Genomic DNA, 16369 nt, shown 5'->3' on the forward strand with positions numbered 1-16369 from the left:
TATCGTATTCCTGACAGCTCTGGAAGCCTTTATTCAGGACATGCCCCGTTTCATCGAAGCTGACGAAGTAGTACTGTATTTTCTTGTCTTTCGTACCCAGGATGTAGGTATTACAGGTACCGCGAGCATTAATCATCAGCCTGGGTCGAGGCTGGACCTGCGATTTGATTGACCTGCTGTTTGGTCATCCCTTTTTTGACGTCTTTCACCACCGGCTTGGTAAAGTAATTCTCCGCACGATCATACGCCGTACAACCAGAAAGGAGCACCAGCCCTGCAGCAATACACATTAATAATCGATTCTTGTTCATTGCATTACCTCTTTTGGTATTAGTTAGTCTAAGGCTAGATGGCAAAAGGCGGTTTTTCAACCCGACCTCAATGCTTTAATGGTCTGATTATGGGTAAGAAAATAGGTCAACACGATCAATCTTATCCCACTCACTTGTTCTTTTACTCCGTGGGAAGTCACGTTAAACTGAGACCATCGTTCTAATTATGCTGCCGTATCAATAGGTTCAGGAGAGGCGAAATGTCATTACAGCAGAGCATCATTCAGGCACTCGGCGTCAAAGGCACGATTGATCCCGCACAGGAAGTCCGTGTTAGCGTTGATTTTTTGAAGAATTATCTTAAGGCTCATCCCTTCGTCAAAAGCCTGGTGCTCGGCATCAGCGGCGGCCAGGACTCCACGCTGACGGGCAAAATATGCCAAACGGCCATCAATGAACTGCGTGAGGAAACCGGCAACTCAGCGTATCAGTTCATTGCCGTCCGTCTGCCCTATGGCGTCCAGGCCGACGAGCAGGATTGCCAGGATGCAATCCAGTTTATCCAGCCGGACCGCGTCTTAACCGTCAATATTAAACCCGCGGTCGATGCCAGCGAAGCGACGCTCCGTGATCTCGGAATCGAACTGTCTGATTTTGTGAAAGGCAACGAGAAAGCGCGCGAACGTATGAAAGCGCAGTACAGCATCGCCGGAATGAATGCCGGGCTGGTCGTTGGTACTGATCATGCGGCGGAAGCGGTCACGGGCTTCTTTACTAAATACGGCGATGGCGGTACCGATATCAACCCGATTTTCCGTTTGAACAAACGTCAGGGTAAAGCGCTGCTGAAACTTCTGGGCTGCCCTTCTCATCTCTACACCAAAGCACCGACCGCCGATCTGGAAGAAGATCGTCCTGCCTTGCCGGATGAAGTCGCTTTAGGCGTAACCTACGAGAATATCGACGACTATCTGGAAGGTAAAAATATCGATCAGCGCGACGCGGCGATCATTGAGGAGTGGTACCGCAAAACGGAGCATAAGCGCCGTCCGCCGATTACCGTTTTCGACGATTTTTGGAAATAATCGACACTTTACTCTGTCGTGTCATTAGCGTCCTCTCTCAAATATTAACGGTAGCCTGGCTGCCGTTTTCTTTTCTGTGCGTACCTCCGGTTCCCGGTCTGGCAATTCCATCTACACTATGAGTCAAACGCTCTAACGTGAGATACGATGATGCACCGCTCTCCACCGGGTAAACGAATTCAGCGCGAAATTCGCACGGTTGAACAAATGATCAAACTGTATGCGAAATCTCATCCCGTTCCGGACGGCGATGACCGCTATACGCTACTGTTTCGCTACGCGATAAAGCGGCTCAATAAGTGTTACTTTGGTGAGGAAAAACCGGCCTGCAAGCAGTGTCCGATCCACTGTTACCAACCCGCTAAACGTGAGGTGATGAAACTTATCATGCGCTGGTCAGGGCCACGAATGCTACTTCATCATCCGGTGCTCGCCCTTCAACATCTTTGGGATGATCGTCGCCCGGTGCCGGAGATTTCGCCAGTCCAAACAAAAATGCCTCATTCAAAAGACGACATGCCAGAGAACTCCGCAAAAGAAAAAGGCCGCTAAAGCGGCCTTTTCGTTTACTTAAAACTTACTCAGTCTTTAGGTGAAGCATTCTCAACCCGACTTTTTAACTTCTGCCCCGGACGGAATGTGACCACACGGCGCGCCGTAATCGGAATATCCTCGCCTGTTTTTGGGTTACGTCCCGGCCGTTGGTTTTTGTCTCGCAGGTCAAAATTGCCGAACCCAGACAACTTGACTTGCTCGCCATTTTCCAAAGCGCGACGAACTTCTTCAAAAAACAACTCGACTAGCTCTTTGGCATCCCGTTTACTCAGCCCAAGCTTTTCAAACAGGTATTCTGACATTTCAGCTTTTGTAAGCGCCATAGGTTTAATCCCTCAAGGATGCTTGGAATCGCTGTTTCAGTGCTGCCACACATTTTGCGACTGTGGCGGCAATTTCCTCTTCTGCCAGTGTACGAGCGGTATCCTGCAATACCAGACTGATAGCCAGACTCTTATATCCGTCTTCCACGCCCTTGCCTCGGTACACGTCAAACAAGTTTACGCCAACTAACTGATTTGCGCCAACTTTCTTGCACTCAGCCAGAATATCTCCCGCAGGCACGTTTTCAGCAACGACAACGGCGATATCACGACGGTTAGCCGGGAAGCGAGAAACATCAGCAGCTTCAGGCACAACACGGTCTGAAATTTTGTCCCAGAGAACTTCAAAGACGACGGTACGACCGTTTAAATCCAACTTACGTTCTAGTTCTGGGTGAATAACACCAATGAAACCAATACGTTGCCCATCCAGATAAATTGCAGCGCTTTGACCTGGGTGCAGAGCGGCATTCGCTTCAGCTCTGAATTCAACGGCAGAGAGTTTGCCCGTCAAAGCCAGTACAGATTCAAAATCACCTTTTAAATCATAGAAGTCAACTGGCTGTCGTGCCAGGTCCCAATGTTCTTCAAACCGGGAGCCGGTGATCACACCCGCTAACATCATTTCCTGACGGATGCCCTGCTCCGCATTGCTGTCGGGTACAAAACGCAAACCACTCTCAAAAATACGGATCCGACTCTGTTGACGATTCTGGTTATACACCACCGCGCCCAGCAAACCGGTCCACAGCGACAAGCGCATGGCCGACATATCAACCGAGATCGGGCTAGGCAGGATCAGCGCTTCTTCGCCTGGATGAACCAGCGCCTGAATTTTAGGATCCACAAAGCTGTAAGTGATCGCTTCCTGATAGCCGTGGTCCACCAGCATGGTTTTCACACGTTTAAGCGACAGATTAGCTTCACGGTGGCTCGTCATTTTCAACGGCGCCAGTGCGGCTTCGTTAGGGATATTGTCGTAACCGTAGATGCGAGCAACTTCCTCGACCAGATCTTCTTCAATTTCCATATCGAAACGCCAGCTTGGCGCCGTCGCCTGCCAGCCATCAGCGGTACGTGTCACCTGACAGCCCAGACGTTCCAGAATATCTCTTACCTTGTCGTCAGCAATATGATGGCCGATCAGGCGATCTAGTTTTTCACGACGCAGCGCAATCGTAGCGCGAACAGGCAGGTTTTTATCGTGAGTGACATCGACAACCGGACCTGCTGCACCGCCGCAAATATCCAGCAGCAAACGAGTCGCGCGTTCCATTGCCTGATACTGCAGCTCTGGGTCAACGCCACGCTCATAGCGGTGAGAAGCATCTGTGTGCAAGCCGTAGCGGCGCGCGCGACCAGTGATCGCCAATGGGTTGAAGAAGGCGCATTCCAGCAATACATCCTGCGTTTCGTCATTTACGCCGGAGTGTTCGCCGCCGAAAATCCCAGCCATTGCCAGCGCTTTGCTGCTGTCGGCAATCACCAGCGTCTCTGCGTTCAGTTTCGCATCGTTACCGTCCAACAGGCGCAACGTTTCGCCTTCCTGAGCAGTGCGCACCGTGATGTTCCCATCCAAACGAGCAAGATCGAAAGCGTGCATCGGCTGGCCGAGTTCCAACAGAACGTAGTTGGTGACATCGACAACGGGATCGATGGAACGAATCCCACAGCGACGCAGTTTTTCACGCATCCACAGCGGCGTCGTCGCTTTTACATTGATCCCTTTCACCACGCGGCCGAGATAACGAGGACAAGCCTCTGCGGCATCCACGTTGATGGGGAAAGTATCGGTGATCGTCGGTTCGACAGGCGTGATTTCCGGAGCGGTGAAGGGAACGCCATTCAACACGGCAACATCACGCGCGACACCCTGCAGACTCAGGCAGTCGGCACGGTTAGGCGTAACACTGATCTCGATGATGTTGTCATCCAGCTTCAGGTATTCACGCAGGTCGGCGCCAACCGGCGCATCGGCAGGCAGTTCCAGAATTCCGTTATGGTCGTCGGCAATGCCCAGCTCAGAAAATGAGCACAGCATCCCTTCGGACGGTTCACCGCGGAGTTTAGCGGCTTTGATCTTGAAATCGCCCGGCAATACCGCGCCGATGGTCGCAACGGCCACCTTCAAACCTTTGCGGCAGTTAGGTGCGCCACAGACGATATCCAGCAGGCGTTCGCCACCGACATTCACTTTGGTGACGCGCAATTTGTCGGCATTGGGATGCTGGCCGCACTCTACGACTTCACCCACAAACACACCGTTAAACGCACCGGCGGCAGGCTCTACGCCATCCACTTCCAAACCGGCCATCGTGATTTGTTCAGATAAGGCTTCGCTGCTGATAGCTGGGTTAACCCATTCCCGTAACCAGAGTTCACTGAATTTCATAATGCTATTCCTGCCTTATTTAAACTGTTTGAGGAAGCGTAAATCGTTTTCAAAAAATGCGCGCAGATCGGTCACGCCGTAGCGCAGCATGGTCAGTCGTTCCATCCCCATGCCGAATGCGAAGCCGGAATACACATCAGGATCGATGCCGACATTACGCAGAACATTTGGATGCACCATCCCGCAGCCCAGCACTTCGAGCCATTTGCCGTTTTTACCCATGACATCCACTTCCGCGGACGGTTCGGTGAACGGGAAATAGGAAGGACGGAAACGAACCTGTAAATCTTCCTCAAAGAAGTTACGCAGAAAATCGTGCAGCGTGCCTTTCAGGTGGGTAAAGCTGATGTTTTTATCCAGAATCAGCCCTTCCATCTGGTGGAACATCGGGGTATGCGTCTGGTCGTAATCATTACGATAGACACGGCCCGGTGCGATGATACGAATAGGCGGTTGTTGCTTTTCCATCGTTCGGATCTGGACGCCAGAGGTTTGCGTACGCAACAGGCGTTTAGCATCAAACCAGAAAGTGTCGTGGTCGGCGCGGGCAGGATGGTGGCCGGGGATGTTGAGCGCATCGAAGTTATGATAATCATCTTCAATTTCGGGACCTGACACTACGGAGAAACCCAACTCGCCGAAGAAGGTTTCAATACGATCGATGGTGCGAGTAATCGGATGCAGACCACCGTTCTCAATCGTACGACCCGGCATGGACACATCAATGGTTTCCGCAGCAAGGCGAGCATTCAGTTCAGCGCTTTCCATTGCCTGTTTACGGGCATTCAAAGCCTCCTGTACTTCCTGCTTGGCCTGGTTGATGACAGCACCCGCTTCAGGACGCTCTTCAGCAGGCAGCTCGCGCAGCGAGGTCATCTGAAGGGTTAAGTGACCTTTTTTGCCCAGGTATTCTACGCGCACATTTTCCAATGCGGCGATATCCTGCGCCTCTTCTATGGCTGTTCTGGCTTTGGCAACCAGTTCTGCGAGATGTTGCATTACATTCCTCTTCTTCTGCCTGTACGGCCACGGTGATAATTGGAAAAGTATGATTCTCAGTGCATCTGACGACACGTCTTGTATGGTCCCGGACCTTTCCCTGACCAATAAAAAAGCCTCCGCACGGGAGGCTTAAGCGCTACTTTTCGTTTCTTTTCTTACGCGCAAAGCCTCCTGAGTTCAGGCGCTAAAGTAAAAAAAGAAACGGAAAATAGCAGTTTTCATACTTGCGTTACCTTGTCGTTATTGATGTCTGAAGGATTGAGCGCTGCAATCAAACATTTCAGTGTATATGGACGAATGATTGACGCATCTTACGAGCTAAAAATCAAAAGAGGGAGCAAGCTCCCTCTTCTAACCGGCTTACGCCAGAGCTGCTTTCGCTTTTTCGACCAGTGCGCTGAAGGCCACTTTATCGAAAACTGCGATATCAGACAGAATCTTACGGTCGATTTCAACAGAGGCTTTTTTCAGGCCATTGATGAATTTGCTGTAAGACAAACCATTCTAACGGGCTGGCGCGTTGAAACGTGCAATCCACAGCTGGCGGAACTGACGTTTCCGTTGACGACGGTCACGGTAAGCGTACTGACCAGCTTTGATTACTGCCTGGAAGGCAACACGATAAACGCGCGAACGGGCACCGTAGTAACCTTTCGCTTGTTTTAATACTTTCTTGTGACGTGCACGAGCAACCACACCACGTTTTACGCGAGCCATATGCTCTCTCCTAAAATCTTATTCTGAATGAAAAGGTAACTTATGCGTAAGGCAGACAAGCTATGACCAGACCCAGATCGCCTTTGGAGACCTGAGCTTTAGGACGCAGATGACGTTTACGTTTAGTCGCTTTTTTGGTCAGAATATGACGCAGGTTAGCATGCTTACGCTTAAAACCACCGCCGGCGGTTTTCTTAAAGCGTTTAGCGGCGCCACGTACTGTTTTGATCTTTGGCATTGTTATTTCCACTTCGCATTGTTAATAAAACGAATCAGATAAGGCGAACGAAACCGCGCTACGCGAGCATAACGCGGACTCGATTACTTGAATGCCTTACTGTTTCTTCTTCGGTGCAAGCACCATGATCATCTGACGGCCTTCGATCCTTGATGGGAAGGATTCGACAACGGCCAGTTCACTCAGATCGTCACGAACGCGGTTAAGCACTTCGATACCAATCTGTTGGTGCGCCATTTCACGTCCACGAAAACGCAGGGTGATTTTGGCTTTGTCACCGTCTTCCAGAAAGCGAATCAGGTTGCGTAGTTTGACCTGATAGTCGCCATCATCGGTACCAGGCCGGAACTTGATTTCCTTGACCTGAATAACTTTTTGTTTCTTCTTCTGCTCTTTAGTGGCCTTACTCTTCTCATAGAGGAACTTGCCGTAATCCATGATTCGGCAAACCGGCGGTTCGGCGTTCGGGCTGATTTCTACTAAATCAACGCCTGCTTCTTCGGCTTTTTCTAGCGCTTCATTCAGGCTGACAATACCGATCTGTTCGCCATCGACGCCAGTCAGGCGTACCTCTTGTGCGCGAATTTCTTTGTTGATGCGATTAGGACGCGCCGGTTGAACTCGTTTTCCGCCTTTAATACCTTATTCCTCCAATTGATGAAGACTACGGCTGCGAATCTCTTGTTGCAGCTTACTGATAACTTCGCTGACATCCAGACTCCCCAAATCTTTGCCGCGGCGTGTGCGGACAGCAACTTTACCTGCTTCCACTTCTTTATCGCCACAGACCAGCATATAGGGAACACGCCGCAATGTGTGCTCGCGGATTTTAAAGCCAATCTTCTCATTTCTCAAGTCTGCTTTGACGCGAATGCCCGCTTCTTGCAATTTTTGGGTCAATTCGCTGACATAATCAGACTGACTGTCGGTGATATTCATAATCACCACCTGTACCGGAGCTAACCAGGTCGGGAAGAATCCCGCAAACTCTTCGGTAAGAATACCGATAAAGCGCTCCATTGAGCCCAGTATAGCCCGGTGAATCATTACCGGGACCTGACGTTCGTTGTTTTCGCCAACGTAAGACGCACTTAGACGGTTCGGCAATGAAAAGTCGAGCTGTACAGTACCACACTGCCACGCACGATCCAGGCAGTCATGCAAAGTAAACTCGATTTTCGGACCATAGAAGGCCCCTTCTCCCGGCTGATATTCGAATGGAATCTCATTTTCAGCCAGCGCCGCCGCCAGATCCTCTTCCGCACGGGTCCATGTTTCATCAGAGCCGATGCGTTTTTCCGGACGGGTTGACAGTTTCACTTCGATTTTTTCAAAACCGAACGTGCTATACATGTCATAAACCATTTTAATACAGTTATTTACTTCAGAACGAACCTGATCTTCCGTACAGAAGATATGAGCATCATCCTGAGTAAATCCGCGAACGCGCATCAGGCCATGCAGAGATCCCGAAGGCTCGTTACGATGGCAGCTACCGAACTCGGCCATACGCAGCGGCAGGTCGCGGTAAGATTTCAATCCCTGATTGAAGATCTGTACATGACCCGGGCAGTTCATCGGCTTGATGCAGTATTCCCGGTTTTCAGACGAGGTGGTAAACATCGCGTCTTTGTAGTTGTCCCAGTGCCCGGTTTTTTCCCACAGCACACGGTCCATCATGAACGGGCCTTTAACTTCCTGATACTGGTACTCTTTCAGCTTGAGGCGAACAAACGCTTCCAGTTCACGGAAAACCGTCCAGCCGTCGTTGTGCCAGAACACCATACCCGGCGCTTCTTCCTGCATATGATACAGGTCGAGTTGCTTACCGATCTTCCGGTGGTCGCGCTTGGCAGCTTCTTCCAACCGCTGCAGATAAGCATTCAGCTGTTTCTTGTCTGCCCAGGCTGTACCGTAAATGCGCTGCAGCATTTTATTGCTGCTGTCGCCGCGCCAATACGCCCCAGAGGTCTTCTGCAGTTTGAAATGATGGCAGAAACGCATGTTAGGAACGTGCGGACCACGACACATATCAATATATTCTTCATGATGATACAGGCCGGGACGGTCGTCATGGCTGATGTTTTCATCCAGAATAGCAACTTTATAAATTTCGCCTCGAGAGACGAAAGTATCGCGCGCTTCCTGCCAGCTCGCGGTCTTCTTGATAACGTCGTAGTCTTTATTGGACAGCTCATGCATCCGCTTTTCGAGCTGCTCCACATCTTCCTGCGTCAGCGTGTGATCCAGATCGACATCGTAGTAAAAACCGTTGTCAATCACCGGGCCGATAGCCATTTTGGTGTCTGGCCAAAGCTGTTTGATCGCATGACCCAGCAAATGAGCGCAAGAGTGTCGAATAATTTCAAGACCCGCTTCATCCTTTGCCGTGATGATCGCCAGTTGCGCATCAGATTCAATCAGATCCGTTGCATCGGTCAGTTCACCATTGACCCGGCCAGCGATACACGCTTTGGCCAGACCCGGACCGATATCCGAGGCGACATCAAGAGGAGAGACGGCGTGGTCATAGTGACGCTGGCTACCGTCGGGAAGCGTAATAACAGGCATGATAATTCCCTTATTTGCAGTGGTGACCCACACGCAAGATCACATACAAAAGATAATTGTGTTTATTTCAGTTGTCGGCAGCGTGTTTAACCCACAATTGTTAAAACGCTGCCACGACAGTTATTCGTTGCGGGATAACAAAGACGGCAACATCTTTAGTGATATTCGCAGCAAGCCCTTATTAACCTGACGGCGTAGAGTACCATCATGGGTCCTGACATACCACCCGCGACCGGAATTGGGCTGATAAAACAGTGATGTATTGAAGCGACTGACGACGGTAAGAAGAAGGCATAACGCTGATGACACCCGCCGTTTTTTCATTGATACCGATACATAGACAAGATCCAAGGCTATCCTTCACTTTACGACGGATAGCCTCTGAAATGCAGCCAATCAACGCTCGGGGATAACGTTCCTGAAGTAAACGTCAGTATCGTCGTCTTCCTGCTTAGCCTCCGCCACAGGCTCTGCACTCGGCTGAACAGGGATCAGGGTTTGCATCAAAGCAAGCTGCTGCTTTTGCTGTTTAATTATTTCCCGCAGGAGTCTAATTTGCTCATTGGCTCGCACGCTTGCGCGGTTCACGAAGAACCAGACCACCAGCGCCAGCAAAACAATCAGCATCACCAAAACCATTTCTAACATGTTCGATACCGCCCCACTCATGCTTAAAACCTATGATGTTTTGACTAAACGCGCATTTTACCACTGAGCTCACCCGCAATTCGATAACAGCACGATAATTTACATCTCAAACGGTTAGCAACGCATGGTTGTGGCCGCAGAAAGCGCCAAATACGGCCCAGCAGCAAACTTATACCACAAATAACAAAGGCCCCGCAGGGCCTTTGTATAGAACACAAACACAGCTTGAATTACTTCAGATAAGCCCCGCTGCGCAGTGCCTCAATACGTTTGTCCAGCGGAGGATGCGACAGGAACAATTCGCTGAATGACTTTGATTTGCCATTGATGCAAAACGCCATCATGCTGCTTTCTTCCTGAGGCTCATAACTGGTTTTCAAGCGCTGCAGCGCCGCAATCATTTTCTCACGCCCCACCAGCTTGGCAGACCCGGCATCCGCATGAAATTCACGGTAACGCGAGAACCACATAGTAATGATGCTAGCCAGAATACCAAACACCAACTCCAGCACGGTCGCCACGAGGAAATAAATCATCGGATTGCCGTTGCTGCTCTCGCTGTCATCGCGGTTGCCGGACAGGAAGCCTGACGCAACTTGTGCAAGCATGCGCGATATGAAGATCACGAAGGTGTTCACCACACCCTGAATCAGCGTCATCGTCACCATATCGCCGTTAGCCACATGGCTGATTTCATGTGCGATAACCGCTTCCGCCTCATCGCGACTCATGTTTTGGAGCAACCCGGAACTTACGGCGACAAGGGACGCATTCCTACGGGCCCCGGTAGCAAAGGCATTGATATCCGGCGCCTGATAGATCGCAACCTGCGGCATGGCAATGCCCACCTGCTGCGACTGCGCACGTACCGTTTCGACCAGCCAGCGCTCGGTCTCGTTACGCGGCTGCTCAATGACTTCACCGCCAACAGAACGCAAGGCCATCCATTTAGACATCAGCAATGAAACGATCGCTCCGCCAAAGCCAAACAGACCGGCCATAATCATCAAGCCGTAAGTGCTACTGGGCCGAATGCCCGTTAAGCTAAGTACTAGCCCAAAAACCAACATCACCGCTAGGTTGGTGATTAGGAAAAGCGCAATACGCATCATATAAGTCTGATTTCCTCTCTCAGGCAAAAGCAACAATAGGGATGCAACGGTTACATGGTATGGGCTGCAATGGCATTTTCAAGCATTCTTAACGTCTAAGTTACCGAATCAACATAACTTTACGTTTTTGAGGATTAACATCGCGCAAAAGGTCAGCAATCCGTGGGAAAACTGATACGTCACGCAAAAATAAAGCGGAAGATAGAAGATTAAAAGTGGGTTCCTGTTCATCGCGGCCGGCCTGAGAACACCCGCCCTCCGGTCGACTGAATAAGGAGACGGGTATGACGCGTGACCGAAAGCATCCCTCCTCTCTTCTCGATAACGCGTTCCGCTTTCTCAATTTCGTAATTCGCACATCACACAGAGATCAAGCCTTCGCTACGCCTAATTGGCGTGCAAATTCAGCGGCTGGCATCGGGCGTCCAAACAGATACCCCTGCGCCTGCTCGCACCCTTTATTCCTAAGCCGTTCACACTGTTCCTGCGTTTCCACCCCTTCAGCGATAACATCCAGCCGAAAACTTTTTCCCAAATACAAAATGGCCCTGACGATAGCCGCATCCGGCGGAGATTCGCACATGGCGCGGACGAAAGTCTGATCGATTTTGAGGCGGGTCACCGGATAATTCTTCAACATGCTCAACGACGCGTATCCCGTGCCGTAATCGTCAAATGCGATACCAATCCCTTCATTACGCAGCTCATTCAGGGGGCTAAGCATGTTTTCGTCGTAACGGATGATGATGTTTTCGGTGATCTCCAGCTCCAATGCACTTGAGGGTAGCCCGGTCTTTTCCAAAACAGACCTGATCTTCTGCGACAACATGCCGGAGCGGAATTGAGCCGCAAACAAATTGATACTGATACGAAAATTCTCGGCTCCCGCTTTGCGCCATTCCGCCGCCTGCTGACAGGCCTCCTGCATGACCCAATCGCCGATACGCTCCGCCCAAGGCCCCTTCTCCAGCGCAGTTAGGAAGGCTCCCGGCGCCAGTAGGCCTTTGTAAGGATGCTGCCAACGCAGCAACGCTTCAGCGCCGACGATTTCATTGTTCATCAGGCTCACCTGAGGCTGGTAAAACACCTCAAATTCATTTTTTTCATAGGCGCGGATAAATTCCAGCTGGAATGCATGCTTGGCCTGAAAAATTTCGCGCAGTTCGCGCGTAAAGAAACGATAGCAATTGCGTCCATCCGCTTTCGCCTGATAAAGGGCTAAATCAGCGCTGGTCAACAATTCCTGGGTCGTCACGCCGTGGGAACGAAACATCACCAGTCCCATACTGGCGCTGGTATTCACCTGCTTGTCTCCGACAACGACCGTCTGGGAAATATCGTGATTAATCTGCCGGGCTATTTTTTCCACCACCTGGAGATCTTCCAGTTGCGGAAGTAATATCGCGAACTCGTCACCGCCCATGCGGGCCACCAGATCGCCCTGCCGAACATTGGCCAACAATTTTTGCGCCACGCTGACCAAAATTTCGTCACCGCTAGCATGGCCGAGACTGTCATTGATGTCCTTGAAACCATCAAGATCGACGATCATGAGACAGCCCGAGGGATGCTGCTTTAAAAGCTGATTCAGCGATGTAGCCAATAACGTACGGTTGATTAATCCCGTCAGAGGGTCACGATGCGCTTGCAAGAACAGCCTTTCTTCATAGCGTTTGCGTTCAGCGGTGTCGCGCAAAATCAGGCTGTAACTCTCCTCCTCGCCATGCAGCCACATGCCGACAGATAATTCGACTGGCAACAAAGCACCACTTTGGGTCGCCACATCCAGCTCGATTCGACTGCCCTTCAACCGCGCCGTTTCGTCAGTAGACAAATGGTGCAGCTGCACAATAAACATATCTGGTACGACACTGCTGATGTGTTGCCCCACTATCTGCTCTCTGGAATATTCCAACAGGTTTTCGGCTGCCTCATTCCAGAAAGTAATAATACCTTGGTGATTGACACACAGGATCGCGTCGGGCGACAACCGCGACACCCGTTCGAAGCTGGTCTGGTCCGTTTTCCTGGCGACCTCAAGACGCCGCATTTCCAGTTTATCCATGACCAGCGAGGATAAATCTTGCAGGTTATGGGCATCACGCGCGCTCAAACCGATCCGCGGCTTGACATCGACAATATTCAATGTGCCGATAGTTTGGCCAAGTGGGGAACGTAACGGTATGCCGGCATAGAACCGGATATGTGGGTCGCCGGTCACCAACGGGTTATTTTTAAATCGCGGATCCCGGCGCGCATCCGGCACCACTAAGATGCCTTTCTTTTGGATGGCGTAGTTGCAAAAGGAATCGTCCCGAGCAGTGTGGCAAACGGAAAAACCCACGCTCGCCACGAAGAGTTGACGATCTGCATCCAGAATCGAGATAGCAACGATGGGGATGTTGAATACATTCGCCGCCAGTGTAATCAGACTTTCCAGCTCAGGATCGTCAGACAACGGGCCGTCGATGCCGTACTCACGCACCGCGTCAAGTCGGCTGCTCTCATCTTTTTTATTCACTGGGGCTCGACTCATGGGGGTTCCCCTTACTGTTCCATTGTCGTTACTATCAGAAATACGGGTCGTCACGGAGAGTGATCGCTTGATGGATTAACATATCCAGCGCAGTTTGATGAAGCGAACCCATACGTCGTTTTAATCAACACGGTGTTCTTATACCAGCCCGGCTTTATTTCCTTTCTGGTACAAAGCATTCGCTTCATATAGAGAATTCCTTTTCTCCTCAACAAAGGATAGCAAATTGCCGGCACGGAGGGAGCGACGCCTAAAGAATTTGTGTACCTTCAGTCACTCCCCGCAAAATATGATCAATTTTGAACCGAAAATTGTTGGCGTATTATCCGGCGGGGCTGATATCAATGAAAAGGTATAGGCAATCATGCCGCTATGAAAACCCGTAACGATTAAAATCATCAGTTTTAGACATATTTCGATTTGGACGTCCCCCTACTTCATCAATGAGCACCGAGATAAATGGGGGGTGATGGCGACGTGTCAGGTGCTGAATGCACAATCCAGTGTCCTAAATCAGCGCCTGTTAAAGCTTATCCAGGATTACTATGCGAATAACGGCGGCGTATAAGGTTATCGCCGAATCATGCCGATCTGTGCGAAATTAGAGAACGCTGCGATAAGAATAGCATGAGCTATGTTATGTAAATTAGCCAAATCAAAATGGCACTTGGCTATAAATTACCCCGAAATATTACGGAGAGACCTTCTAGATAGACCTTCTCGAGTAGCTCCTAATCCTGTACAGCGGAGATTTGGCGTGGTGAAGCATCAGTTTTGAAGAGCGGATATCACCTATGTCTAGATCTAGCGGTGGTGAGTGGTTATCCACCTCTTTGCCCGTAACGAGATGTGCCGGTCAATAACACCGACGCGGCCACTCGAACGGGCACTGAACGCACTAATGATGACGTTATAGCGGAGAAAACAGGAAAGCAAGGTGATTGTAAATAGCAAGTAAAGCAGTAAGTATGACAGCGATTCAACTGGGCCAACCACCTTACACCAAGCATGAGCCGGCATGGCAACTATAAATATAATGCCGTAACGGAATCATTCTTTAGTATGCTGAAAAAAGCGTATCAGAAGGGCTTTACAAACTTCGAACCGTTATCCTCGATCACATCGAAATCTTATACAACCAGGCTCGGTGCCACACCCACCGATGAGCGTCAGATCGGAGGCCGTTGAACAAGCTCCTTGGTGAGCAAAGCATCTGTCTCCTTATCAAGGGGGGCAAACCATACAGCTTATGATGCAATCAGATGTTTTTTTTTGAAAAATATGCTTCAGTACTAGTTGGTAGATGCTGACCAACATGGAACCTGATGATAGAATTTGCAGCATGGACATAAGACGATACATTAAAAATGCTCAAATTATTTTCACGTTACATCTCGGTAGGCATTGTCAACACAGGCATTCACTGGATTGTTTTCGCCGTAGGCGTGTACCTTGCCGATCTGGATCAAGCAACCTCTAACTTTGTTGCATTTCTTGTTGCTGTAAGCTTTTCTTTCTTTGCCAATGCAAAATTTACCTTTAAGGCGGAAGCGACGTCTAAAGGATACCTACTATACGTAGGATTCATGAGTATCATGAGCTTGGCTATCGGGAAAGCATCTGACCATTATCAGGTCAATCCAATTATCACACTCATTGAATTTTCTGCTATCAGTTTAGTATGCGGTTTTTTATTCTCTAAATTTGTAATATTCAAGGAAGTGAAATGAAAATCTCTCTTATAGTGCCTGTGTTTAACGAAGAGGACACTATACCCATTTTCTATAAAACTGTACGGGAGTTTGCAGGACTTAAAGACCATTTGGTTGAGTTGGTTTTTGTGAATGATGGAAGTAAAGATTCTACAGAGGAAATTATTCAGGCATTAGCCTCCGCAGATATGAATGTCAAAGCGATCAGTTTTACGAGAAACTTTGGTAAGGAGCCTGCTTTATTTGCTGGACTTGAGCATGCAACAGGAGACGCTATTATACCCATTGATGTTGATTTGCAGGATCCTATTGAAGTGATTCCTGAACTCATTAAAAAGTGGAGAGATGGTGCTGATATGGTTCTTGCAAAAAGAACTGATAGATCAACGGATGGTCACCTGAAACGTAAATCGGCTGAGCTGTTCTATAAACTCCATAACAAAATCAGCACACCTAAAATAGAAGAAAACGTCGGTGATTTTCGTTTAATGTCACGAGATGTAGTCGAGAACATTAAACTTTTGCCTGAACGTAACTTGTTTATGAAAGGTGTGCTTAGTTGGGTTGGTGGAAAAACTGAAGTTGTTGAATATTCACGTGCGGAACGCGTAGCAGGAACCTCGAAATTTAATGGGTGGAAACTGTGGAACTTAGCACTCGAAGGCATAACCAGCTTCTCTACTTTTCCACTACGAATCTGGACATACATTGGCCTTTTCGTTGCTTCCTCATCTTTTATTTACGGAGGTTGGTTAGTTTTAGATACTCTGGTATTTGGTAATCCGGTGCAAGGATATCCATCTGTTATGGTCTCTATACTCTTCCTAGGCGGTATACAACTTATAGGAATCGGAGTGCTTGGTGAATATATAGGTAGAATTTATATTGAGACAAAGAGTAGACCTAGATATATTATTAAGGATAAAAAATGAGAAACTGGACTTTATCACTTATTGCAGGCCTTATTGGAATGGTAGCCTTTACCGCTTTTGGAGGGCTGTCAATTCTTGATCCAACAAACGTATCTTATTTATTAGATGGAGATGCAGCCCAACATTTAATTGGATGGGATTTTTTTCGACACACATCTTTGTTACAGTGGCCAATTGGTAATAATAAAGCTTATGGTATGGAGTTGAATAACTCTATTGTATACACTGACTCAATACCTTTATTCGCAATATTATTCAAAATATTATCCCCGTT

15 protein-coding genes, 2 pseudogenes and 1 other annotated feature are annotated in these 16369 nt (G+C 49.1%); of the genes and pseudogenes, 5 read left to right on the plus strand and 12 right to left on the minus strand.

Annotation, left to right across the window (positions count from 1 at the left end; translation table 11 throughout):
• A pseudogene (gene osmE, locus Q7O77_RS05440) lies at positions 1 to 311 on the minus strand (osmotically-inducible lipoprotein OsmE); the annotation flags it as partial.
• Positions 312 to 532: 221 nt separating this feature from the next.
• On the opposite strand from osmE, the gene nadE reads away from it, so the two are divergent.
• Positions 533 to 1357, plus strand: coding sequence for an ammonia-dependent NAD(+) synthetase (gene nadE, locus Q7O77_RS05445; RefSeq protein ID WP_304164092.1), 825 nt, complete (start codon positions 533 to 535; stop codon positions 1355 to 1357).
• Between the two features lie 150 nt (positions 1358 to 1507).
• Complete coding sequence (locus Q7O77_RS05450; protein ID WP_304164115.1) at positions 1508 to 1909, plus strand: nitrous oxide-stimulated promoter family protein; 402 nt, start codon at positions 1508 to 1510, stop codon at positions 1907 to 1909.
• A 29-nt stretch (positions 1910 to 1938) separates the two neighbouring features.
• On the opposite strand, the gene ihfA is transcribed toward Q7O77_RS05450, so the two are convergent.
• The 11 genes and pseudogenes from ihfA to Q7O77_RS05505 all read right to left on the minus strand — a co-directional run bounded on the left by ihfA (position 1939) and on the right by Q7O77_RS05505 (position 13451).
• Entirely contained in the window at positions 1939 to 2235 is a 297-nt protein-coding gene (gene ihfA, locus Q7O77_RS05455; protein ID WP_026739352.1) for an integration host factor subunit alpha, read from the minus strand.
• 4 nt (positions 2236 to 2239) lie between these two features.
• Positions 2240 to 4627 (minus strand): phenylalanine--tRNA ligase subunit beta, encoded by a 2388-nt coding sequence (gene pheT, locus Q7O77_RS05460; RefSeq protein WP_304164097.1) that lies wholly within the window; start codon positions 4625 to 4627, stop codon positions 2240 to 2242.
• Between the two features lie 15 nt (positions 4628 to 4642).
• Positions 4643 to 5626 carry a phenylalanine--tRNA ligase subunit alpha gene (pheS, locus tag Q7O77_RS05465; protein WP_304164099.1) on the minus strand — a complete coding sequence of 328 codons (984 nt, stop codon included), beginning with the start codon at positions 5624 to 5626 and terminating at the stop codon, positions 4643 to 4645.
• 106 nt (positions 5627 to 5732) lie between these two features.
• Positions 5733 to 5856, minus strand: a sequence feature (Phe leader region).
• Complete coding sequence (pheM, locus tag Q7O77_RS05470; protein ID WP_123225455.1) at positions 5807 to 5851, minus strand: pheST operon leader peptide PheM; 45 nt, start codon at positions 5849 to 5851, stop codon at positions 5807 to 5809. It overlaps the preceding feature by 45 nt.
• 133 nt (positions 5857 to 5989) lie before the next feature.
• A pseudogene (gene rplT / locus Q7O77_RS05475) lies at positions 5990 to 6346 on the minus strand (50S ribosomal protein L20).
• Positions 6347 to 6386: 40 nt separating this feature from the next.
• The gene (gene rpmI, locus Q7O77_RS05480; RefSeq protein WP_085653740.1) at positions 6387 to 6584 is read right to left on the minus strand and encodes a 50S ribosomal protein L35; all 198 of its coding nucleotides are present in this window, start codon (positions 6582 to 6584) and stop codon (positions 6387 to 6389) included.
• A 96-nt stretch (positions 6585 to 6680) separates the two neighbouring features.
• Positions 6681 to 7223, minus strand: coding sequence for a translation initiation factor IF-3 (gene infC / locus Q7O77_RS05485; RefSeq protein WP_071999762.1), 543 nt, complete (start codon positions 7221 to 7223; stop codon positions 6681 to 6683).
• 3 nt (positions 7224 to 7226) lie between these two features.
• Positions 7227 to 9155: a threonine--tRNA ligase gene (gene thrS / locus Q7O77_RS05490; RefSeq protein ID WP_304164102.1), complete on the minus strand. Its 1929-nt coding sequence runs from the start codon at positions 9153 to 9155 to the stop codon at positions 7227 to 7229.
• Positions 9156 to 9551: 396 nt separating this feature from the next.
• A complete protein-coding gene (locus Q7O77_RS05495; RefSeq protein ID WP_304164104.1) occupies positions 9552 to 9824 on the minus strand; it encodes a YebO family protein in 273 nt (90 codons plus the stop codon).
• Between the two features lie 209 nt (positions 9825 to 10033).
• Positions 10034 to 10915 (minus strand): protease HtpX, encoded by an 882-nt coding sequence (htpX, locus tag Q7O77_RS05500; protein WP_304164106.1) that lies wholly within the window; start codon positions 10913 to 10915, stop codon positions 10034 to 10036.
• Positions 10916 to 11285: 370 nt separating this feature from the next.
• Positions 11286 to 13451, minus strand: a complete 2166-nt coding sequence (locus Q7O77_RS05505) for an EAL domain-containing protein (RefSeq protein ID WP_304164107.1) — start codon at positions 13449 to 13451, stop codon at positions 11286 to 11288.
• 1367 nt (positions 13452 to 14818) lie between these two features.
• Here Q7O77_RS05505 and Q7O77_RS05510 point away from each other — a divergent pair.
• The 3 genes from Q7O77_RS05510 to Q7O77_RS05520 form a co-directional block, all read left to right on the plus strand.
• Complete coding sequence (locus Q7O77_RS05510) at positions 14819 to 15181, plus strand: GtrA family protein (RefSeq protein ID WP_304164109.1); 363 nt, start codon at positions 14819 to 14821, stop codon at positions 15179 to 15181.
• Positions 15178 to 16095, plus strand: coding sequence for a glycosyltransferase family 2 protein (locus Q7O77_RS05515; RefSeq protein ID WP_304164111.1), 918 nt, complete (start codon positions 15178 to 15180; stop codon positions 16093 to 16095). Before Q7O77_RS05510 ends, Q7O77_RS05515 begins: the two co-directional genes overlap by 4 nt.
• On the plus strand, positions 16092 to 16369 hold a 278-nt coding region (locus Q7O77_RS05520), incomplete at its 3' end, for a DUF6311 domain-containing protein (protein ID WP_304164113.1). The genes Q7O77_RS05515 and Q7O77_RS05520, both read left to right, overlap by 4 nt.

Origin of the sequence: Lonsdalea britannica (assembly GCF_946477055.1) — a bacterium.
Classification (GTDB): Bacteria; Pseudomonadota; Gammaproteobacteria; order Enterobacterales; family Enterobacteriaceae; genus Lonsdalea; species Lonsdalea britannica_A.